We start from the raw sequence: 20838 nt of genomic DNA, 5'->3' as shown, positions 1-20838 counted from the left end.
CAACACTTTCACATAAAGCAGATCCACATCACATAACGAACCATGTTTTAATCATATTGCATATGACAAGGCAGGATATAACCTTTGTAACATTGAGTTGGAAAATGTTGAGCATTGAATATAAAAAACCGAGATACTTGAATATCTCGGGTTAAATATAGTGCAACTTTGTTTCATTACTATATTTGTTTTGACTTAAAACGTAACAGCCTTAACGCATTAAGTGTCACTAGAGCCGTCGCCCCGCTGTCAGCTAACACAGCCACCCATAACCCGGTAATACCCAACAGACTAGTCACAAGAAACACACCTTTAAGGCCTAGAGCTAGCGCTACGTTCTGCCGAATATTATTCATTGTTGCCCGTGACAATTCGATCATAACAGGCAGCTCTGACAACCGGTTATGAGTCAGTGCAGCATCTGCGGCTTCAAGGGCAACGTCGGTTCCTCCTCCCATTGCAATACCGATACTGGATGCTTTCATCGCGGGTGCATCATTAATACCATCCCCGAGCATTGCAACAGTATGCTTCTTAGACAATGCTTCGACGTAGCGTACTTTATCTGCGGGTAACAAACTGGCCCGATAATCTATCCCGATTTGATTCGCGACCGCTTCTGCACTGCGCGGGTTATCTCCGGTCAGCATCACCGAAGAGATCCCCAACGCTTTCAGTGCTTGTACCGCATCATACGAATCTTGACGCAACATGTCCTGCCACGCGATCAAACCAATGATCTCTTCGTCCATTAGGACAACAGCAAGGGTTTTACCTGAGCCTTCTAAATGATTAACCTGCTCTTCAAGCGACTGAGAAAGTTGAAAATTCGCTTTTGAAGGCGCAACAACCTGAACCAACCGATCATCGACCATCCCCGATAAACCGGAGCCAACCAGAGCTGTTTTTTCACTGGCTTCATGAATAGTGATACCTAACTCTTTGGCTTTACTTACCAACGATATTGCTAGTGGGTGGCTCGACCCCGATTCAACTGAAGCTGTCAAACTAAGAAGCTCTTCTTCCGCTACTCCGAATGCCACTACATCGGTGACTTGCGGCTTGCCTTGAGTAAGCGTACCGGTTTTGTCAAAAGCGACAGACTCTACTTTACCTAGTAGCTCTAATGCCGCCCCACCTTTAATTAGCGCTCCGCGACGTGCTGCAGCCGCTAATCCCGAGGTAATCGCAGCAGGCGTTGAGATAACCAGAGCACATGGACATGCAATCAGTAGTAACGCTAAACCTCGGTAAACCCACGTCTCCCATGGTTGAGCGAACATTAAGGGAGGAAGGACAACCACAGACAGCGAAATCAGCATCATAAATGGTGTGTACCAGCGGCTGAACTTATCCAAAAAACGTTCAAGCGGAGCTTTGCGTGACTCGGCTTCCTCGATCAAATGCAGAATTCTATCTATCGCGTTGTCGCCCTGTCGAGACGTCACTTGTACTTGAACCACTTTATCGACGACGACAACACCTGCCATTAGTTTGCCGCCCTCGTCGTGTTCTACGGGAACGGATTCACCGGTTAACGCACTTTCATCAAAACTAGCCAGTGAGTTCATCAGCACGCCGTCGGCAGGTAATCGCTCGCCTGGAGCAACTTCAATAACATCACCTGGCTGTAGCTGTAATGCCGGCACTTCTTTTCGCACACCACCTTCAACTAGTTTCGCGTTCTCTGGAACCAATTCCATCAGAGCCTGAATACCGCTTCGTGCTCGAGATGATGCGTATGCCTCTAACTTTTCACCAATAAGGAAAAGCAATAACACCATGGCCGCTTCAGCGGTTTCTCCTAAATACAATGCACCTAACGCTGCCACACTCATCAAAGTTTCAATCGCAAACGGTGTTCCTCCTTTCGCCAGTTTGAGGGCTTTTCGCGCGATGGGAAACAGGCCGATCAAACAGGTTAAGGTAAATATCCAGGCGCTAAGTTGCGGGTTAATATCAGAGATAGTAGCCGCAACCAACATAGAGCCAGCGATGGAGAGGATGTGCAGATTATCAGTTACAAGAGTAATCCATCCTTTGGCTTCATTTTTCTTATTTGATTTATCCAGAGATGAAAGAGGAAAACCTGTCTGACGGGCGGTCTGCTCAATAACAGAGGCAAGTGAATGAACATTAAAATCCACCACCAGCTTCTCAGTGGCAAACAACACTTTGGCGTTACTCACTCCATCTAAGCTGGTAATCGCTTTTTCGAGTTTTAATGCACATGAAGGACAGTCCATGTCGGAAACCATCCAACTGTTGCGAACAGAGGAAACATACGCCCTTGCGGGGGCTTCTTCTTCGGTTGGGTTCGTGCCACAACCACCGCCACTGCAACAGGTACCTTCTGTTGAATCTACACTCGCTTGAGTAATGTCAGAGACTGGTTTAGTTGGTGCGCAGCAAGAGTCAATTCTACCCATCGACACCGCAGATTTGATTTTGCCTGATTGGCAACCCGGATGTTTTATACACATAAGCCACACTCCTTATTGGTAATAATCTGTTCGTCTAACCACAAGGATAAACCTTGGAGTCAGCTCCAAGGTCAAGTTGATTATGAATGTTTTTTCATCTTGACTGTGTAAAAAACAAAAAGACGCCAATGCGCCTTTCTGTTGTGAGGATTGTTAAACGATCTTTATACCGGATGCATAAAGCACTCATTTAGTGTGACACCAATAGCTCTTAGTACGTCACGCCTTGTAATAATGCCGACCAGCTTCTCTCTGTCATCCACAACCGGGTAAACTTTTGGCTTACCGACTTTCATCATATCTGCCAACTCAATAATAGACATTTCGGGTGATACCGAAAGCACATCGTCATGCATGCATTCCTGAACCGTGTGCGTATCCTGACAGTGATAACTCGCTTTCACCAACTTATCTAACAAGTCTTGTTCTGATAAGAACCCTATTACCTTTTTATTTTCATCAAGTACCGGACCACCGAGGTTCACACTCTGCATTACCTTGTTTAAAGCTGCCGTGAGTGACATGTCTTTGGTGAAGGTCACTGCTTGCAAGGTCATGTAATCTTTTACTTTTAATGAATGCATTCTTATCTCCTTAGCTGCATTTTCTTGCCGCTGTAAGATAAGTGTCGTCTAATTTTTTGATTTTACTAAATGGAAAGTAGCAATTTATTTCATAGCCTTAGTCTATTGATCTTCATCCACTTTAATTTTCACAAGTGCAAAAGCACCCTTAACTGCATATTTATATAACTTAAGAGCAATAATTTTTACACTGGCTAAGTCCGTATGATTAGTTACAGCAAAAAAGCTGAGCTTGGTTTAAATACAAAAAAAGCCAGTCAGTAACACTGGCTGGCTTGATCTGATTCAAATTTTGATTATGCGTTTTCCATTGCTGCCACAATATCACGAGCTACCGCTTCAGCGACTTTGATACCGTCGATACCGGCAGATAAAATACCACCAGCATAACCAGCCCCTTCACCCGCTGGGTAGAAGCCCTTCAAGTTAATACTCTGGAAGTCTTTACCACGTTTAATGCAAACAGGTGATGAGGTACGAGTTTCTACACCAGTTAAGAGACCATCGTCTGACGCGAATCCTTTGATTTTACGGTCAAATGCAGGAATCGCTTCGCGAATAGCTTCAACTGCAAATGGAGGCAGTGCTTTCGACAGATCAGTCAGCTTAATGCCCGGTGTAAATGACGGTTCAACATCGCCTAGTTCACTTGGATCGCGACCTTTAAGGAAATCACCAATCTTTTGAGCAGGGGCATCGTAAGTCTCGCCACCTAACTTATAAGCGCCCGATTCCAACTCACGCTGGAATCGAATACCAGCAAGCGGATCGCCCGGATAATCTGTTTCTGGAGAGATGCCTACCACAATCGCGCTGTTTGCGTTTCGCTCTGAACGAGAGTATTGGCTCATGCCGTTCGTTACTACGCGGCCCTCTTCTGAGGTAGCCGCAACCACTGTGCCACCCGGGCACATACAGAAGCTGTATACCGTGCGGCCGTTCTTACAGTGGTGTACGAGTTTGTAATCCGCCGCACCCAGAATAGGATGGCCAGCATTTGGACCGAAACGCGCTTCGTCGATCATTGATTGTTTGTGTTCAATACGGAAACCTACCGAGAATGGTTTTGCTTCCATGTAAACACCGCGCTCATGCAGCATTTCAAATGTGTCACGCGCACTGTGGCCAACGGCTAGAACAATGTGGCGGGATTTGATCTCTTCACCATTAGAAAGCGTCACACCCGTGATCTGACCATCTTCCATATGAAGATCATCAACACGTGTGCTAAAGCGTATTTCACCGCCCAGTTCGATGATTTTCGCACGCATTTTCTCGATCATCGTAACCAGTTTAAACGTACCGATGTGCGGTTTACTTACGTACAGAATTTCTTCCGGCGCACCAGCTGCGACAAATTCGGTGATCACTTTTCGGCCGTAGAAGTTTGGATCTTTTACCTGGCTGTATAGTTTACCGTCTGAGAAAGTACCCGCGCCGCCCTCACCAAACTGTACATTTGATTCTGTGTTTAGCGCACGCTTACGCCAGAAGCCGAACGTATCTTTGGTACGTTCACGCACTTCCTTACCGCGCTCAACAATAATCGGGTTAAATCCCATTTGAGCTAGAACAAGACCTGCGAACAGACCACAAGGACCAAAACCGATAACAACCGGACGCTCTTGCAGATTTTCAGGCGCTTTCGCTACAAACTTGTACTCCATATCCGGAGTTTGGCGAACATGCGGATCTTTCGCGAACTGGTGTAATAGTGCTTCTTCATCGCCTCCCACAATAATATCAAGCGAATAAATAAGCTGGATGTTGGTTTTCTTTCGAGCATCGTAGCCGCGTCTAAAGACGTTAAAGGAGATAACTTTCTCAGCAGGAATGCCAAGCTTTGCAGTGATCGCGTCTAATAGCGCTTCTTCCTCGTGATCAAGAGGAAGTCTAATTTCATTAATACGAATCATATCGATGTCTCGGGTAGTAGGTGTCTTAGCCAAAACCATGCTAAATGCAGGGTAAGCTCACAATGGCGCGCATTTTACGAGAATTTGAATTGTCTGTCATACTAAATCAAAGCGAGTCGATCGATTTAGCTTAGGGAATGTTGAATTTTACCTTGGGATGAGTATTATCCCCCATTCCTTCATTTTGACTAACTTAAGAGCTGATTATCATGGCGTTTGTCGTAACCGATAACTGTATCCAATGTAAATACACTGACTGTGTCGCGGTGTGTCCGGCTGATGCCTTTCATGAAGGGCCGAACTTCATGGTAATCAATCCAATAGAGTGTATCGACTGCGGCTTGTGTGTCGACGAGTGTGACGCTCACGCGATTTTTCAGGAAGATGAAGTACCTGAAGAACAACATATCTACATAGAGCTGAACGCAGAGCTTGCTGAAATTTGGCCAGTACAGATCGAAGTAAAACCAGCGATGGAAGAAGCCGAGAAGTGGAACGGTGTGCCAAACAAACTCTATATGCTTGAAAAGTAAAAATCAGCTTGCGAAAAAAAGCGTAATAACGGCAGTCATTACGCTTTTTTTGTATCCAATTTCTAGGGTCTGTTGAATCAGCTGTGCTGACGACGCATATTGTCTAAGATAATGCCTGTCGCCATAGCAACGTTAAGCGACTCCGCACCGCCGAACGCCGGAATAGTGATTTTATCCGTCACAAACTTCGACGCTTCTTCACGCACCCCGTGAGATTCACTACCCATCAGCAAAATCCCGTCGGCAGAAAATGCCTTTTTATGCACGCTCTCCCCTTCCAGAAACGCGCCGTAAACCGGTAAGTTTGCTTGTTCCAGATAGCTTGGTAAATCGACAAGGCTAACCTGAACGCGGCCAAAGCTGCCCATTGTTGCACTGATGGTTTTAGGGTTGTACGGATCAGCGCAATCCGTGCTCGCGATAATATGTTTGATACCGTACCAATCCGCTACGCGAATGATAGTGCCTAAGTTACCGGGGTCAGAGACACCATCAAGCGCAATCATCAGACCTTTTGCTTGAGGTACCTTCACATCTGGAATTTCCACTACTGCAATGGCGGCATTGTTACTGACCAGCGTACTTGCTTTGGTTAGGTCATCAAGAGAAGCCTCAATGCACTCAAAACCACTCAGCTCCTGACGATGGTTCGCAAGAAAATCAGCCGTAGCGAAGATTTGCTTTACAACTAATGAGCTGCTTGCCAGCTCCAGAACGTTCTTTTCACCCTGAACCAGAAATAAGCCGTGCGCTTTACGCTGCTTCTTTTGACCCAAAGCACGAAGCAGTTTTAGTTGGTTTTTTGAAATCATGAAAATATCCCGGGAGAAAATAGTTAAGTACCGAAGAAAACAGAGGGATTATAGAGTAAAGAGGTGTACAGCTAAAGAGACGCTGAGGTAAGAAGGAAGATAAAAACAAATTTAGCGGTATCTGTTAGCAACAGGCTTTAAGCCTACTATTGCAAACAGTTCAGCCAAGAGCAGTTTTTGGATAACGGTGATATTTATATTGCCCTGTGATAAGAATTTACTGAAATTCTTCTCCGTGATTCTCTAGGGTTTCTTTACCGCAGCTAGTACAAATGATGTACCTGTCGGTTAATTCCAAAGAGGCACCAGCAGGCAAAGAGGCGGCAGAACCACTAAAGAAACCATCTAAAAATGCTTTGAACTGCTCCTTTTTAGATTTACCGTATTTGGAAGGCTTTTGTCTCATCGCCTCCTTATGCTCCGTGTTCTTTCCGCATTTTTCACAAAATCTAATATTCATCCTACCCCCAAGAATCTATCACACCATGAAATGCCACGCGTTGCGAATCACTATTAACGCTTTGGTCATATTGGTATTAACTAAGACATTATCGCTTTACTTTTAAATAAGATCTTTTTGCAAGATAAACAAATATGCTTATATCTCGGGTCTTCATGACTGGTCAAAGGTTGGAAAATCACCTTGTCTGAACCGCAGCTATAGCACTTTGCACTTTCGGGATCTTCTGTTTTACATTCTGGATGTTTGTCTAAATACTCTGAAAGCGACGGCAGTTTGTGCCAATCATCATCTTGCGGCTTTGAATATAGAGTAAAGTAGTAAAATGCACCTGCTCCAATTAACGCTAACGTTGATAACAGAAAACCCATTTCTAAACTCCCAGTTTCATTTGCCAATTTAACGCTGAGTTAAGTGTTGAATAACGCGACCACTGACCTAAACCAATGTGCCGAAAATACTAATACTGATTCAAACCTAAAAGGCTACGCGTTGCGAATTTGTCTTAAAGCGTTATTAGTACGTCTCAGATATATTGTACTTTTGCATAAATGCATTAGAGCTAAAACACCCTACTAAACTTCCCAATGATATGGAAAATGCAAGAATAAAAATGACTGCCTTTGATATGTCCCCACTAAAGACACTGCCTCCAAAAAAGTAACTTAGCATAGAGAGAACAAATACAATGAACGCATACTTATTCAAAAGAAAGAACAAAGGAATATCAAGCCCCCAAAGCTCACGGCGACCTATAAACGTAAACAAACCGCCTAAGACATATATTGATGCACCAACAAACGCAATGACGATCACGGGAAGTATATAGGGGAAGAATTCCTTACCTGTAAACAAAACGTATCCCATACGCCAAGTGTAAAAGAAAGAAACGATCCAAAAAATCACTACTGGCCCGATTACTAGTCCCATTTATCCTCCATAAATTTAACGCTGACTAGAAGGCTAAAAGCTGCTTTCATCCTCTTATAATGATGCGTCACTTACAGTACTTCAATTTATAATCAATGAGTTATCGATCAGATGTAAAGGATTACGATATGGCTCGTAATTTCAGGTAGGGTAATTTATGGAATACTTCATATAACTTCTGGCAGGACAAACTCGCACCAACACATCGAGTGCGAGTCTGCTGGTTCTATGGCAATCTTCTTAGAAAAAGCAGCCCTTTAATACTCAGATTTTTGCAGCATATGAGAAGCGATTCTTTGCTGATCGCGAGTAAAAAAAAGCGTCTATCCAGTGCAAAAATAGTGCTGAATCATTGGACTTTTTGAGTTCAACAAGTGCATTTTCATACTGTTCTTGAGAAAGCAAGTGTTGACGTTTTCTTACCAGTTTCTCTGTAAACTCGGGACTGAACTCGGGATGACCTTGCACCGTTAGAATGTGATTGTCTTTGACTAACATAAAGTTAGGACAAAAATCATTTCCGGCGATAACGCGCATCTGTCTTGGGACCACCACGACCTGATCCTGATGGCTCACCAGCATACGCGCATTATCAATGGCTAGGTTCATCCATTTTTTAAGCGCACTAAACTTGACCTCGTAACTACCCAGCCCCCAACCTTTGTGAGATTTTTCAACCACTCCCCCCAAAGCTCTAGCAATAATCTGATGGCCAAAACAGATCCCGACCAGTGGTTTTCTTCTGGCCTCACAACTGCGAATCCAGTCAGCCAACGCAAGAATCCAAGGATAATCATCATAAGCATTGTGTACGCTGCCGGTAAGAATAAATCCATGACACTCATCGAGGCCAGGTAACTCACCTTTTATCGCATCATAGTTTTGAAACACCATCGCCGCATTCACACTGGCAAAGGCGCTTTCAATCATATCGACATATTGACCATAGCTATCCGACAAAGGCGGGTCTACATACCCGCACGTTATTATCCCAATTTTCATGATTCACCTCTTTCATCCCTGAAAAATCTAAAATGTTGGCGGCGTTGCAGCACTAATCAGCTCGCATTCTACTTTTCCCTTATTACGAAACCGATGCGGCTTACGCGTTTCAAAGTAGTAAGAGTCTCCGGCTTTAAGAACTTGCGTCCGGCTACCCACCGTGATTTCGATTTCGCCGCGGATAACAACCCCGCCTTCCTCACCTTCGTGCTGCATAAAATCGGTACCGGTATCTGCCCCCGGCGGGTAGATCTCACGCAGTATGGCGAGTTTACGGCCATCTCGTTTCGCCCCCACCAACATCAGACTAATTTTCCCGTCACCTAAATCCGCCATTTGTTCTGGACTAAAAAAGATGTCGTCTTTCGCTTCCACATCCAGGGTAAAAAACTCGCCCATTGAGATAGGAATAGCATCAAGTATCTTTTTCAGAGAACCAACTGAAGGATTAACAAGGTTCTGTTCAATTTGAGAGATCATGGAGTTCGTCACGCCGCTTCTCTTAGCCAGTTCTCTTTGCGATAAACCGCGCATGGTGCGGATCGTTTTAAGTTGCTTACCTACATCCATGTCTCTATCCATGTATCTCTCCTGAGTGAGGAAAATAAGCCACTACTGCTGGCTCATCTTGATCTCTTGTAATCGCCGCTTCTCCGCTTTAGCAAGTACCCACCATGCAATAAAGGTTGCACAGGATACCCCCAGAATAATCAGCGTTGCGAGGGCATTAATTTTAGGACTCACACCTAACCTGACACTGGAAAATACCACCATTGGCAGTGTTGTCGCACTCGGACCGGAAACGAAACTCGCAATCACCAAATCGTCAAGCGACAAGGTAAACGCCAATAGCCACCCTGCAACAATCGCGGGAGCAATCGTTGGCAAGGTAATCTGAAGAAACACTTTCCAAGGCGGTGCACCTAAGTCCATGGCAGCCTCTTCGATTGAGCGATCAACTTCTTGTAATCTGGAACTCACTACCACTGTAACGTAAGCGGTACAAAACGTGACATGTGCGATCCAAATCGTCATCATTCCCCGCTGGTTAAACAGATCAAAGACTTGCCCCATTGCTATAAAGAGTAGCAGCAAAGACAGGCCTGTAATTACCTCGGGCATCACCAACGGCGCGGTAATCATAAATGCGAAGCCGGTTTCTCCCCTGAACTTACCGAAGCGATTAAGAACAAACGCTGCTATAGTCCCAAGCACCACAGCGGCACTGGCAGAGAGAAACCCGATTAACAGACTCAGCTTGACTCCGCCCATGAGTAAATCGTCTTCAAATAACTCTGAGTACCACTTGAACGAGAATCCAGACCAGACGGTAACCAGGCGATTTTCATTAAACGAGTAGATAATCAGGATTAGAATAGGCAAGTAAAGAAAAGCAAAACCCAAGCCTAAAATCATCCATTTCCATTTGTTGTTGTAAACCGGAATATCGTTCATCACTGCGCCTCCAACTCACGCTTTTGATAGCGGTGGAACCAAAGAATCGGCACCATCAGGATAAGTAGCATTGTTGTGGCAACCGCCGAGGCAACAGGCCAATCCCGGTTATTAAAAAACTCCTGCCATAATACTTTGCCGATGAGTATTGAGTCTGGTCCCCCAAGCAATTCAGGAATAACAAATTCCCCAACCGCAGGAATAAACACCAACATGGAACCGGCGATAATACCCGCACGAGTTAAAGGAACTAATACGCTAAATAGCGTGGTTACTGGTTTAGCCCCCAAATCACTCGCCGCTTCTATCAGCGAGTAATCAACGCGCATCAGTGCGGTATACAAAGGTAAGACCATGAAAGGTAGGTAGGTATATACAATGCCGATATACACCGCGACATCGGTGTGTAATATCCTTAAGGGCTCATCAATAATGCCAACAGATAACAATACGTTATTGAGCAGTCCATTGTTTTTGAGGATACCAATCCATGCATAGACCCGAATTAGAAAACTTGTCCATGAGGGAAGAATGATGAGCATCAGCAGAACATTACGTGTTGACGGTGTTGAGTGCACGATTGCCCACGCGATAGGAAAACCGATCATTAAACAAAGTAGTGTTGAAATGAGCGCAATACGTATGGATTCTAAATAGGAAGAGACATACAGGTCGTCTTCCAACAAATATTCATAGTTACCCAAATTCAGTAGCAGCTGGAGTTGCTGCTCGGCATAACTGATTAATTCAGAGTATGGCGGTATTGAGATTTGAGCCTCAGCAAAGCTGATCTTTAAAACGATCAAAAACGGGAGCAAGAAGAACAGTAATAACCACCCATAAGGGACGGCAAGTAATAAACACTTGGGCGTGGGAATAACACGCCAGAGATCGAGTTTGGCTGCTTTTATCATATTTTAAGTACCACGCAACTTTCCATATCCCAACTTAGCGTGACCTTTTGTTCCCACGTCGGCATGTCTTTGCGTAAACGGGTGGTATTTTGTAAGGTAGCCGTGACCAGTTTTCCTGACGGTAAACGTACATGGTAAATAGACTGATTACCCATATAGGCAATATCTTCAACCACCCCAGTACAGCTGTTTGCGGAGTGATTCGTGTGTGTGCTCAGGGTCATTTTCTCTGGTCTTACCCCTATCATCACAGGAACGCCTGTTACACCAGAAATACCTTCATTAATACAGATTGGGTGTTCGAGTTCCTGACTTCGCACGATACAGCTGTCGTTCTGACTGTTTTCTACCATCCCTTCAAATATGTTCACCGTGCCGACAAATTTGGCTGAGAATTGTGAGTTCGGGTGTTCATAAATCGATTCTGGAGAACCTATCTGAACAAACTGTCCCTTATTCATAATCGCCATTCGGCTTGCCATCGTCATGGCTTCTTCCTGATCGTGAGTTACCATCACACATGTGACCCCCACTCTCTCTAGGATATTTACCACTTCGAGCTGCATTTTTTCTCTTAAGTTTTTATCTAAAGCGCCCATTGGCTCATCAAGAAGCAACAGTTTCGGTTTTTTGGCTAAGCTGCGTGCAAGTGCAACACGCTGTTTTTGCCCACCGGAAAGCTGATGGGGTTTGCGTTTGGCATAGTCAGACATATGCACCAGTTCCAGCATCTGTTTGACGGTCTCATCAATTTCCTGGCGTGACATACCGTCCTGCTTCAAACCGAATGCAATATTGTCCGCAACAGTCATGTGGGGGAAAAGTGCATAGGATTGAAACATCATATTTACCGGACGGCGGTAAGGAGGTATCTCGGCTAGGTCTTCACCATCTAAGATGATCTGCCCTGCTGACGGTTGCTCGAAGCCTGCAAGCATTCTGAGCAGCGTTGATTTTCCGCAGCCCGATGCGCCAAGCAGTGCAAACAGTTCGCCCTGATTGATAGTCAGATTCAGACCATCTACGGCCACATGGCCGTCAAAACTTTTGGTCAGTCCTTTGATTTCAAGTAAAGGTTTTGGCGGATTAGAATCCACGTGCATATGAGGAAGGTCATTACAAAGCGACATCACTGTCATAGTACTCTCCATAAACGAGGCGGCACTCAGGCCGCCTTGTAATCTATCTAGTTCTTAACAAAATCTGTCCACGCGCGAGTCAGCGCACGAGCGGTTTTATGAGGCAGCATTTTTGCGCTGTACAGCTTCTTCTGCGTTTCCTCATCAGGGTAGATGCCCGGATCTTCCAGAATTTCAGCATCAATAAACTCACGTGAAGGCGGGTTCGGGTTTGCATACCAAACGTAGTTACTGATTTCTGCGATAACTTCTGGTCTTAACAGGAAGTTAATGAACTGGTGAGCATTCTCCGGGTGCTTGGCATCTTTAGGAATTGCCATTAAATCAAACCAAGCCATTGCCCCCTCTTTTGGAATTGAGTAAGCAACCTCAACACCGTTATCTGCTTCAGCCGCGCGGTCTGCTGCCTGAAGGACATCTCCCGACCAGCCAATCGCGACACAGATATCTCCATTTGCTAAGTCATTGATGTATTGAGAAGAGTGGAAGTAAGTGACGTACGGGCGCACGCTTTTAAGTAACTCAAGCGCCTCTTTTTTGTAGTCGTTCGGGTCAGTACTGTTTGGATCTTTGCCAATGTAGTTTAATGTCGTCGACATGATCTCCGAAGGAGCATTCAGGAAGCCAACACCACACTTCGAGAGTTTTTCCATGTATTCTGGTTTAAATACCAGATCCCAACTGTTTACAGGTGCATCTTCTCCAAGTACCGCTTTCACTTTCTCAACGTTATAACCAATCCCTGTTGTGCCCCATAGGTAAGGCACCGAGTAATCGTTCTCCGGATCAACGGTCTCTGCCAGAATCCCCATAAGTTTTGAGTCCAGGTTTTGATAGTTGCTGAGCTTTGATTTATCCAGTTTCTGGAAAGCGCCCGCTTTTACCTGTCTACCCAAAAAGTCGTTACTTGGTACAACCAAGTCGAAGCCCGTATTACCTGACAGAATTTTCGCTTCCAATACTTCATTGGAATCAAACACATCGTAGACAACCTTAATGCCTGTTTCTTTTTCAAACTTGGCGATAGTGTCTTCGGCAATATAATCAGACCAGTTATAGATATTGAGTACTTTGTCTTCTGCAGCAAGTGATGTTAACGGAGTTAACCCAAGGGCTACCCCCAACGCTACCCCACAATAAACCTTTACGTTCTCCATTTGGATCTCCATTCCTTGGTGAGTTTTGGTATTGTTCTCGTCGGCTACTGCTGAACGTCGGCGAGCGTGTTATCTAAAGCCAGTTTGGCAAGTTCAACTAATTCATCAATTTCTGATTTAGTAATAATCAATGGTGGTGAGCAGATCATTGAATCTCCGACGGCTCTCAGTACAACGCCATTGTTAAAACAGTGCTCACGGCATTGAGTTCCGACATCGAGATCTTTCTCGAAGCGCTCATTGGTTGTTTTGTCCTTAACGAGCTCAATCGCTCCAACCAGACCAAGACTGCGTGCTTCACCCACCAGCGGATGTTCGGCAAGCTCTGCCCAACGCTTAGCGAAATACGGGCCTGTCTCTTCCCGGACCTGATTAACAATGCTGAGACGTTGCATCTCTTTAATGTTAGCGATAGCAACCGCACAAGCGGCAGGATGGCCAGAGTAAGTAAAACCGTGTGCGAATTCCGTATCTGCATCGGTCAGTACTTTGGCGACATGATCACGAACCATCACACCGCCCAGTGGCAAGTATCCTGAAGTGATTCCCTTCGCCATACACATCAGATCTGGCTTAATATTAAATGTCTGACTGGCGAACCATTCTCCGGTACGGCCAAAGCCACAAATCACTTCATCAACAATCAGTAAGATTTCGTACTTATCGCAGATACGCTGAATCTCTGGCCAGTAACTCGCCGGAGGGATAATCACGCCGCCAGCACCCTGAATAGGTTCTGCAATGAAAGCAGCGACATTTTCTTCGCCCAGCTCCAGAATTTTCTCTTCCAGTTGTCTTGCACGTTCTAAACCAAATTCTGTTTCATCGATACCGTTACCTTCACCAAAATGGTAAGGCTGGTCAATGTGCACGATATTAGGAAGAGGAAGGCCACCCTGAGCATGCATAAACGCCATGCCACCAAGGCTTGCGCCCGCAATGGTACTACCGTGATACGCATTTTTACGGCTGATGATGGTTTGCTTTTGAGGCTTACCTAGGCTGGACCAGTAATGACGAACCATTCTTACTACAGTGTCATTACACTCAGAGCCCGATCCGGTAAAGAACACGTGGTTCATGCCGTCTGGCGTTACTTCTGCCAATAGCGTAGAAAGTTCTACCGCCGGGGGATGTGCGGTTTGGAAAAACAAATTGTAGTACGGCAGTTCTTGCATCTGCTTAGTGGCGGCATCAACCAGAGGCTGACAGCTGTAGCCCATATTCACGCACCATAAACCCGCCATACCATCGAGGATCTTATTGTCATCCTCGTCATAGATATACACACCTTCCGCGCGTTTAATAATGCGGGAGCCCTTGTCATTTAACGCCTTGAAGTTAGTAAAAGGGTGCAAGCAATGTGCACTGTCTTGCTCAATCCATTTAGACATAGTTTCATTCCATTGTTTATCAATAGCATGTAAGTGCTACTCGCCCTTTACCCTCTAAGAGAAAAGTTTTCTCCTAAGTTTAAACTTGAGAAAGTAGCCCTAACTTGGTCACTAAATTCGACTTATACGTTTAAGAGTAAGAACTCGCGCTCCCAGGAACTGATAACCTGGAAGAAGGTTTTGTACTCTTTACGTTTAATCGCGACATAGGCTGAAACAAACCGATCGCCAAGAATTTCTCGCAGCTCTTCACTGTTTTCTAACAGCACTAAAGCATCTTCCAAATTATGAGGAAGCGAGTATGGCTGGGTCGTCATATCGCCCGTACTTTGTGGTGTTGGCGTCAGCTTTTCTTTCATACCCAGGTATCCGCATGCCAATGACAATGCCATGGCTAAATACGGATTCGCATCGGCTCCGGCATAGCGGTTTTCAATACGGCGGGAGTTTTTGTCAGAAACGGGCACTCGAAGTCCGACCGTGCGGTTATCTTCACCCCATGCCACGTTAGTCGGTGCTGACTCGCCGAAGACTAATCGGCGGTAGGAATTGACGTTTGGCGCAAAAAAGGCAATCGCAGCAGGCGTGTATTTCTGCATACCAGCGATATAGTTGAGGAACAGTTCGCTGTTAGAACCATCTTCGTTGGCGAACAAGTTATTACCGTCCGCATCCACCAAACTTTGGTGAATGTGCATCGCACTGCCCGGTTCATGTTCCATAGGCTTAGCCATAAACGTGGCATAAACATCGTGACGAAGGGCTGCTTCACGGACAGTACGTTTGAAGAGAAAGACCTGGTCAGCCAGATCCAGAGGTTCACCGTGATCGAAGTTTAACTCCATTTGTGCAGCGCCGGATTCGTGAACTAACGTATCAACGTCCAGTCCTTGCGCCTCACAGTAGTCATACATATCTTCAAAAATCGGATCGAATTCATTAACTGCGTCGATACTGAAGGATTGTCTTGCGGTTTCAGGGCGACCATTGCGGCCAATTGGCGGCTCAAGCGGGTAGTCCCAGTCTAAGTTCTTCTTAACCAAGAAAAATTCCAGCTCTGGCGCGACAACCGGATGCCATCCCTCTCTCTCGTAGAAGGATAAAACACGTCGCAATACTGCTCTCGGGGATACTTCGACCGGTTCACCATCGACTGTAAAACAGTCATGAATTACCTGGCCGGTTGGATCTTTCGTCCACGGAACTAATCTGACCGTGTTTGGATCCGGCTCCAGATTCATGTCTTTCTCAGTGAGATCAATCATGCTTTCATCATCCGGCCAGTCACCATTCACCGTCTGGAAAAAAATCACTTCGGGAAGATGCATCCCTCCTTCTCGAAGAAATTTTTTCGCTGGCATGATCTTGCCTCGTGCGTTACCAGTAATGTCTGGAATAAGGCACTCAACTTCGGTAATACGGTTTTCTTCAATCCATTTCTTGAATGTTTCCATAAATCCTTCTTTGCAATACGTTCGGTCCTTGAAACAGCTTTGCTTGAAATTCAGCTTTTCGCTTAATGAAATCTCTTTCCGAAAATCACGGATGTATCAATAAGCTCTATTTAGCATTGTTCTTAATTTACCCAAAAGTCAACTAATCTGTTAAATATTTTATATCAAGCCATGCGCTTAGTAATATTTTAGTTACAAAGGTGTTGTGTTTTTCTGAACAATGCGTGTATGTTTATAAAGCAAGCAAAGTGGTCTGCAAGCATTCCTGAGCCTTTATGGAACAAGGAGTTATTACGTATAGCGTGGAGGAACCACTGTGGGTATGAGTAGTCTTGCCAATCAACCAATTAATATTGACCGTCTTAAAACCAAGCAAGAGCAACAAGAAATTGCTCAATTTATCGAACAAAACCCGAACATCACCACGATCGATTTAATCTTGTTTGATATGAATGGCGTGGTCAGAGGAAAGCGGATCAATACCACTCAATTGAGCAAAGTACTGGAGCAAGGAATTTGCTTACCTGCATCAGTTTTTGCACTTGATATCTGCGGTGAAACCGTTGAAGAAACCGGATTAGGATTTGAGAAAGGCGATGGTGACCGGGTTTGCCACATGGTGCCAAACTCTTTGCAGATAGTGCCTTGGCAGGAGAACAGCGCCCAAGCCATCGTGACCATGTACGAACCGGACAACAATCAGCCCTTCTTTGCCGATCCCAGACACGTCCTCGACCAACAACTCAAAAAACTTCAAAGTAAAGGCTTTCATCCTTGTGTCGCAATTGAGCTAGAGTTCTATTTGCAAGATCCTGAACATGATGACGCAGGCAGTCCCCAACCTCCTCTCATGCCAGTAAGTGGCGAGCGTATGACACAAACTCAGGTTTATTCGCTTGATGAGCTCGATGAGTTTAAAATGTTCCTGGATGAAGTGGTTAGTGCATGTCAGGCGCAAGGGATTCCGGCGGAAAACATCACTGCCGAATATGCACCGGGCCAGTTTGAAGTCAACTTAAAGCATTCAACCGATATATTACTCGCATGCGATCACGCCATGCTGCTAAAGCGTGTCGTCCGCGCTGTCGCTAAAAAACACGGATTTCATGCAAACTTCATGGCAAAACCCTACACTGAATTTGCAGGCAACGGCTGCCATGTTCACATCAGTTTGCAGAACGATGACGGTATCAATGTACTTGGGTACAATGACGAGCTGCTGCTCAACGCCATTGCCGGTGTCTTGGAACACATGGACGAATGCATGGCGGTGTTTGCACCAAATGCAAACTCCTACCGACGCTTGCAGCCTAATATGTTCGTGCCCATTCATGCGTCTTGGGGCTGGGATAACCGAACGGTTGCCGTCAGAGTGCCCGCTAGTGGCGTTGAAGACAAACGAATAGAGCACCGCTTGTCCGGCGCGGATGTTAACCCTTACCTAGCTGTATCCGTTTTATTGGCATCGATTCTTGATGGTATTGAAAATAACCTGACACCTCCGCCTGCGACTGAAGGCGATGCCAGCCTGCTGGATTTGCCACCTCTTCCAAATTCTTGGGATAGTGCTTTACAAGCCTTTTCGACTAGCGAATTTATGCAAGCTAGCTTTGGCGAAGAGTTTTGCAAAGTTTATCTCGCCAACAAAAAACACGAGCAGGAAAGGTTTTCCGCTCAGGTTTCTCCACTTGAATACCAGTGGTACCGATAGAGATTAATCAAAATCAGACGACAAGGATGTCAAGATGAGCACTAAGCATACCCATTCTTACTATTCTGCATCAAAAAACCAGGATTTGCGCTTCCCTACCTTAAAAGGAAGCCATGTTGCCGATGTATGTGTGGTTGGTTCTGGGATTACAGGCGCGACAGCAGCGCTTGAACTTGCCAACAAAGGTTATAGCGTTATCGTTTTAGAAGCGAATCGAGTCGCTTGGGGGGCGTCAGGACGCAGCGGAGGTCAGGCAATTTTCGGCTGGGCTTCAGAGCAACACACGCTTGAAAAACTCGTCGGCCAGTCCGACGCAAAGAAACTGTGGGATATGTCTGTCGAGGCATTAGCTCTGACTAAAAACAACATAAAAAAAATACAATATTGACTGTGATTGGCGCGACGGTATGGCGCATTTAGGCGTGAAATCGCGTCATGACAAAGAACTTCAAGAGTGGTATGAAAACCTGACAGAGCGCTATAACTACCACTCTCTCGAACTATGGGATAAAGACCAAGTAAGAGAGAACATTGCCAGCGACAAATACACATCCGGCATGCTTGACCACAATAGTGGTCACTTACACCCGTTGAACTACACTCTTGGCTTAACGAATGCAGCTGCCGCAGCGGGAGCGCAGTTTTTTGAAGAGAGTGCGGTAATAAAGATTGAGCATGGTGATCCCGCAACGCTATTTACCAAGCACGGTGAAGTGAAAGCAAACCACGTGATTCTGGCGTGTAATGCGTATATGGAAGGGCTAGAAAGCACATTAGAAAACAAAGTCATGCCCGTTGGAACCTACATGTGCGCCACAGAACCTCTCGATCCCGATTTAACCAATAAACTGATGAAAAACCATATCGCCGCATGTGATATCAACTTTGTACTCGACTACTTCCGCTGCTCTGGTGACAACAGAATGTTGTTTGGCGGGAGAGTAAGCTATTCTGGCGTTGCCCCCTTCAATCTAGAGAAAGCAATGCGTAGCCGAATGGTCAGCATATTTCCTCAGTTGGGTAACGCGAAAATCGATTATGCCTGGGGTGGTAATGTGGCCATAACCATGAATCGTGCCCCTCATTTTGGCCGGCTGAAACCCAATGTTTATTTTGCTCAGGGATTTTCCGGCCACGGTGTCGCGGTAACAGGTTTGGCTGGCACTCTGATGGCTGAATGTGTTGCTGCAACCTCTGAACGCTTTGCGATTTTCGATAAAGTACCTCATATGTCATTCCCCGGGGGCCGCTTGCTCCGCACCCCTGCCCTGGTATTAGCCATGTCTTACTACCGGGTTCGTGATTTGCTTTAAGCAGCGTTAGGGTCGGTAACCCTAGTTTATTGACGTGAAAAAGCCCGCAATATAATGATTTATTGCGGGCTTTTTAATCTGATGGTTAATACCAAGAGTTGTGCTACGGCGTGTCTAATCCTTCAATCTCAGGTAGTTCAGGAAAGGGTCCCAAACCATAGCTGGCTCTGTCAGTGAAAAATTTATTATTATCAATGAGGTTATGCTTATCTTCATCATAGATGTCGCTCTCAGCAATAATGTCATTATTAATGATAGAAACTGAGATACTGCTGTCGTCATCGGGTAAACCAAGTAACACGTTTCCTCTTGGTTGCTCTGCCAGGATCGTATTATTTTCTAGAGTCACTGATTGAGGATGACCGCTCTTCATCCCTTCTAAACCAAACCCAATCAACTCAAGATTCGAAGAGTTGACGCCTTGCTCCAGAACACTATTACGGACTATCAGCGCTCCACCATTGGATACATCGATGAGTCGGCTATCTTTGCCGCTCAGAGAGGCAACAACACTAGACTCTATTAGTGTCACCGGAGAACGCGATTTAATTTCGTGTCCTTCGCCTTTAGAGCTGAGGAAGCGGCTATAACGTATTTCTAAACGATCATTATTGCTATAAACAGCATGCGCCCGTCCAATTTTCCCCAAACGCTCAAACCGACTGTTTTCTATCGTCAGTCTGCCACTCCCTTTCGCAGATAGAATACCCTGCTCACTATCATGGAAATATACATAACGTAACGTCAGATCTCTTCCGTTCTGGCGGACACACGCTCCATTCTTGTGAGGGACAGCAACTTCGCTGCATTCAATGTTTTCGATTACAACTTTATTTCCGTTGACGACAAACGTTGCCTTACCCTGAACTGCTGCACCTTTAAAATGTGTACCTTCACTCCCCTTGAGAGTGACAGAAGCGTGGTTAATGCTTATTCCTTCACGGTAAATACCGCTTCCAAATATTACGACACTTCCTGCTTTAATTACTGATGCAGCGGATTTTAAGTCCTTGTAAATTTGGCCATCCACAGAAGTTTGCCCTGGCCCAGGTGTTAACTCTCTACTTGTTATGTCACCCGATTGATGTTTTGAAGAGTCTGCTTGACTGTCATAACGAAAAACAGTGTTAGCTACATGTATATTTTCGGCGTGATGCTCACTGGAAACGCAATAAGAAGTGAAGAGAACATAAACTAAAATGAAACTAACCAGACAGATTCTAGTGTTAATGATTCGTTCAGATTTGTTTGCATTCATTCATCCACCCTAATGATGACTGAGACAGGACGATAGAGACGCCCCTGTAGATTAGAAAGTTTCTAACTTATAGACTTTGTGGGTAGATAGCATCAGTGAAAAATAACCATAAACCAAAGCCCCGTTATACCAATCTGTATAAATAAGTAATTAAGTTATAGCGATTTTAACCAGCCCGAATGATCAAGTACTTATGTTGACTGGTACTACTACATTCACACAATAATAGACTGTTTCGTAGCCCTTGGTTTACCTCATACTCAATTTGTTGCTCTAGTGCTTTAAACTTAATAATTTCTTAGAAGATGTAGAACTAAATGTTC

20 protein-coding genes are annotated in these 20838 nt (G+C 45.1%); 4 read left to right on the top strand and 16 right to left on the bottom strand.

Annotation, left to right across the window (positions count from 1 at the left end):
- Nucleotides 1-179 precede the first annotated feature (179 nt).
- From KHN79_RS04705 to KHN79_RS04695, 3 genes are all read right to left on the bottom strand, one after another.
- Nucleotides 180-2483: a zinc/cadmium/mercury/lead-transporting ATPase gene (locus KHN79_RS04705; RefSeq protein ID WP_182008253.1), complete on the bottom strand. Its 2304-nt coding sequence runs from the start codon at nucleotides 2481-2483 to the stop codon at nucleotides 180-182.
- Nucleotides 2484-2647: 164 nt separating this feature from the next.
- Nucleotides 2648-3067 (bottom strand): CBS domain-containing protein, encoded by a 420-nt coding sequence (locus KHN79_RS04700; RefSeq protein ID WP_182008254.1) that lies wholly within the window; start codon nucleotides 3065-3067, stop codon nucleotides 2648-2650.
- 296 nt (nucleotides 3068-3363) lie between these two features.
- The gene (locus tag KHN79_RS04695; RefSeq protein ID WP_182008255.1) at nucleotides 3364-4983 is read right to left on the bottom strand and encodes an NAD(P)/FAD-dependent oxidoreductase; all 1620 of its coding nucleotides are present in this window, start codon (nucleotides 4981-4983) and stop codon (nucleotides 3364-3366) included.
- Nucleotides 4984-5192: 209 nt separating this feature from the next.
- On the opposite strand from KHN79_RS04695, the gene fdxA reads away from it, so the two are divergent.
- Nucleotides 5193-5516 carry a ferredoxin FdxA gene (fdxA, locus tag KHN79_RS04690; protein WP_182008256.1) on the top strand — a complete coding sequence of 108 codons (324 nt, stop codon included), beginning with the start codon at nucleotides 5193-5195 and terminating at the stop codon, nucleotides 5514-5516.
- Nucleotides 5517-5593: 77 nt separating this feature from the next.
- On the opposite strand, the gene KHN79_RS04685 is transcribed toward fdxA, so the two are convergent.
- From KHN79_RS04685 to KHN79_RS04630, 12 genes are all read right to left on the bottom strand, one after another.
- Entirely contained in the window at nucleotides 5594-6328 is a 735-nt protein-coding gene (locus KHN79_RS04685) for an RNA methyltransferase (protein WP_182008257.1), read from the bottom strand.
- A 217-nt stretch (nucleotides 6329-6545) separates the two neighbouring features.
- The gene (locus tag KHN79_RS04680; protein ID WP_182008258.1) at nucleotides 6546-6788 is read right to left on the bottom strand and encodes a hypothetical protein; all 243 of its coding nucleotides are present in this window, start codon (nucleotides 6786-6788) and stop codon (nucleotides 6546-6548) included.
- A gap of 80 nt (nucleotides 6789-6868) precedes the next feature.
- Nucleotides 6869-7159 carry a hypothetical protein gene (locus KHN79_RS04675; protein WP_182008259.1) on the bottom strand — a complete coding sequence of 97 codons (291 nt, stop codon included), beginning with the start codon at nucleotides 7157-7159 and terminating at the stop codon, nucleotides 6869-6871.
- A gap of 145 nt (nucleotides 7160-7304) precedes the next feature.
- Nucleotides 7305-7718 carry a hypothetical protein gene (locus KHN79_RS04670; protein ID WP_182008260.1) on the bottom strand — a complete coding sequence of 138 codons (414 nt, stop codon included), beginning with the start codon at nucleotides 7716-7718 and terminating at the stop codon, nucleotides 7305-7307.
- Nucleotides 7719-7982: 264 nt separating this feature from the next.
- A complete protein-coding gene (locus tag KHN79_RS04665) occupies nucleotides 7983-8720 on the bottom strand; it encodes a type 1 glutamine amidotransferase (RefSeq protein WP_211907265.1) in 738 nt (245 codons plus the stop codon).
- 27 nt (nucleotides 8721-8747) lie between these two features.
- Nucleotides 8748-9290 carry a cupin domain-containing protein gene (locus KHN79_RS04660; RefSeq protein WP_182008302.1) on the bottom strand — a complete coding sequence of 181 codons (543 nt, stop codon included), beginning with the start codon at nucleotides 9288-9290 and terminating at the stop codon, nucleotides 8748-8750.
- Between the two features lie 42 nt (nucleotides 9291-9332).
- A complete protein-coding gene (locus KHN79_RS04655; RefSeq protein WP_182008303.1) occupies nucleotides 9333-10175 on the bottom strand; it encodes an ABC transporter permease subunit in 843 nt (280 codons plus the stop codon).
- Complete coding sequence (gene potH / locus KHN79_RS04650) at nucleotides 10175-11089, bottom strand: putrescine ABC transporter permease PotH (protein WP_182008262.1); 915 nt, start codon at nucleotides 11087-11089, stop codon at nucleotides 10175-10177. The genes KHN79_RS04655 and potH overlap by 1 nt, the downstream gene beginning before the upstream one ends.
- A complete protein-coding gene (gene potG, locus KHN79_RS04645) occupies nucleotides 11086-12228 on the bottom strand; it encodes a putrescine ABC transporter ATP-binding subunit PotG (protein WP_182008263.1) in 1143 nt (380 codons plus the stop codon). The genes potH and potG overlap by 4 nt, the downstream gene beginning before the upstream one ends.
- 47 nt (nucleotides 12229-12275) lie before the next feature.
- Nucleotides 12276-13385, bottom strand: a complete 1110-nt coding sequence (locus KHN79_RS04640) for a polyamine ABC transporter substrate-binding protein (RefSeq protein ID WP_182008264.1) — start codon at nucleotides 13383-13385, stop codon at nucleotides 12276-12278.
- 44 nt (nucleotides 13386-13429) lie between these two features.
- Nucleotides 13430-14779, bottom strand: coding sequence for an aspartate aminotransferase family protein (locus tag KHN79_RS04635; RefSeq protein WP_182008265.1), 1350 nt, complete (start codon nucleotides 14777-14779; stop codon nucleotides 13430-13432).
- Nucleotides 14780-14901: 122 nt separating this feature from the next.
- Nucleotides 14902-16233: a glutamine synthetase family protein gene (locus KHN79_RS04630; protein ID WP_182008266.1), complete on the bottom strand. Its 1332-nt coding sequence runs from the start codon at nucleotides 16231-16233 to the stop codon at nucleotides 14902-14904.
- Nucleotides 16234-16555: 322 nt separating this feature from the next.
- Here KHN79_RS04630 and KHN79_RS04625 point away from each other — a divergent pair, with 322 nt between their 5' ends.
- From KHN79_RS04625 to KHN79_RS04620, 3 genes are read left to right on the top strand one after another with little or no spacing between them, the layout of a single operon-like run.
- On the top strand, nucleotides 16556-17944 hold the full coding sequence (locus tag KHN79_RS04625) for a glutamine synthetase family protein (protein ID WP_182008267.1): 1389 nt from the start codon (nucleotides 16556-16558) through the stop codon (nucleotides 17942-17944).
- A 34-nt stretch (nucleotides 17945-17978) separates the two neighbouring features.
- Complete coding sequence (locus tag KHN79_RS21725) at nucleotides 17979-18332, top strand: FAD-binding oxidoreductase (protein ID WP_280519657.1); 354 nt, start codon at nucleotides 17979-17981, stop codon at nucleotides 18330-18332.
- 19 nt (nucleotides 18333-18351) lie between these two features.
- Complete coding sequence (locus tag KHN79_RS04620) at nucleotides 18352-19257, top strand: FAD-binding oxidoreductase (RefSeq protein WP_280519656.1); 906 nt, start codon at nucleotides 18352-18354, stop codon at nucleotides 19255-19257.
- A gap of 103 nt (nucleotides 19258-19360) precedes the next feature.
- Here the strand turns inward: KHN79_RS04620 and KHN79_RS04615 are convergent, their stop codons facing one another.
- A complete protein-coding gene (locus KHN79_RS04615; RefSeq protein WP_182008269.1) occupies nucleotides 19361-20515 on the bottom strand; it encodes a right-handed parallel beta-helix repeat-containing protein in 1155 nt (384 codons plus the stop codon).
- Between the last annotated feature and the right edge of the window lie 323 nt (nucleotides 20516-20838).

Source organism: Vibrio sp. B1FLJ16 (assembly GCF_905175385.1).
Classification (GTDB): domain Bacteria; phylum Pseudomonadota; class Gammaproteobacteria; order Enterobacterales; family Vibrionaceae; genus Vibrio.
Note: the sequence above shows the minus strand (reverse complement) of the source record. Positions and strands in the feature narration are given on the sequence as shown.

Excerpts from the sequence above, each read along its gene's own strand:
- potG (WP_182008263.1), bottom strand. The coding sequence starts at position 12,228 with ATGACAGTGATGTCGCTTTGTAATGACCTTCCTCATATGCACGTGGAT.
- KHN79_RS04640 (WP_182008264.1), bottom strand. The coding sequence starts at position 13,385 with ATGGAGAACGTAAAGGTTTATTGTGGGGTAGCGTTGGGGGTAGCCCTT.
- KHN79_RS04705 (WP_182008253.1), bottom strand. The coding sequence starts at position 2,483 with ATGTGTATAAAACATCCGGGTTGCCAATCAGGCAAAATCAAATCTGCG.
- KHN79_RS04685 (WP_182008257.1), bottom strand. The coding sequence starts at position 6,328 with ATGATTTCAAAAAACCAACTAAAACTGCTTCGTGCTTTGGGTCAAAAG.
- KHN79_RS21725 (WP_280519657.1), top strand. The coding sequence starts at position 17,979 with ATGAGCACTAAGCATACCCATTCTTACTATTCTGCATCAAAAAACCAG.
- KHN79_RS04615 (WP_182008269.1), bottom strand. The coding sequence starts at position 20,515 with ATGAATGCAAACAAATCTGAACGAATCATTAACACTAGAATCTGTCTG.
- KHN79_RS04675 (WP_182008259.1), bottom strand. The coding sequence starts at position 7,159 with ATGGGTTTTCTGTTATCAACGTTAGCGTTAATTGGAGCAGGTGCATTT.
- KHN79_RS04660 (WP_182008302.1), bottom strand. The coding sequence starts at position 9,290 with ATGGATGTAGGTAAGCAACTTAAAACGATCCGCACCATGCGCGGTTTA.
- KHN79_RS04625 (WP_182008267.1), top strand. The coding sequence starts at position 16,556 with ATGAGTAGTCTTGCCAATCAACCAATTAATATTGACCGTCTTAAAACC.
- KHN79_RS04620 (WP_280519656.1), top strand. The coding sequence starts at position 18,352 with ATGGCGCATTTAGGCGTGAAATCGCGTCATGACAAAGAACTTCAAGAG.
- KHN79_RS04665 (WP_211907265.1), bottom strand. The coding sequence starts at position 8,720 with ATGAAAATTGGGATAATAACGTGCGGGTATGTAGACCCGCCTTTGTCG.
- fdxA (WP_182008256.1), top strand. The coding sequence starts at position 5,193 with ATGGCGTTTGTCGTAACCGATAACTGTATCCAATGTAAATACACTGAC.
- KHN79_RS04700 (WP_182008254.1), bottom strand. The coding sequence starts at position 3,067 with ATGCATTCATTAAAAGTAAAAGATTACATGACCTTGCAAGCAGTGACC.
- KHN79_RS04670 (WP_182008260.1), bottom strand. The coding sequence starts at position 7,718 with ATGGGACTAGTAATCGGGCCAGTAGTGATTTTTTGGATCGTTTCTTTC.
- KHN79_RS04680 (WP_182008258.1), bottom strand. The coding sequence starts at position 6,788 with ATGAATATTAGATTTTGTGAAAAATGCGGAAAGAACACGGAGCATAAG.
- KHN79_RS04630 (WP_182008266.1), bottom strand. The coding sequence starts at position 16,233 with ATGGAAACATTCAAGAAATGGATTGAAGAAAACCGTATTACCGAAGTT.
- KHN79_RS04695 (WP_182008255.1), bottom strand. The coding sequence starts at position 4,983 with ATGATTCGTATTAATGAAATTAGACTTCCTCTTGATCACGAGGAAGAA.
- KHN79_RS04635 (WP_182008265.1), bottom strand. The coding sequence starts at position 14,779 with ATGTCTAAATGGATTGAGCAAGACAGTGCACATTGCTTGCACCCTTTT.
- potH (WP_182008262.1), bottom strand. The coding sequence starts at position 11,089 with ATGATAAAAGCAGCCAAACTCGATCTCTGGCGTGTTATTCCCACGCCC.
- KHN79_RS04655 (WP_182008303.1), bottom strand. The coding sequence starts at position 10,175 with ATGAACGATATTCCGGTTTACAACAACAAATGGAAATGGATGATTTTA.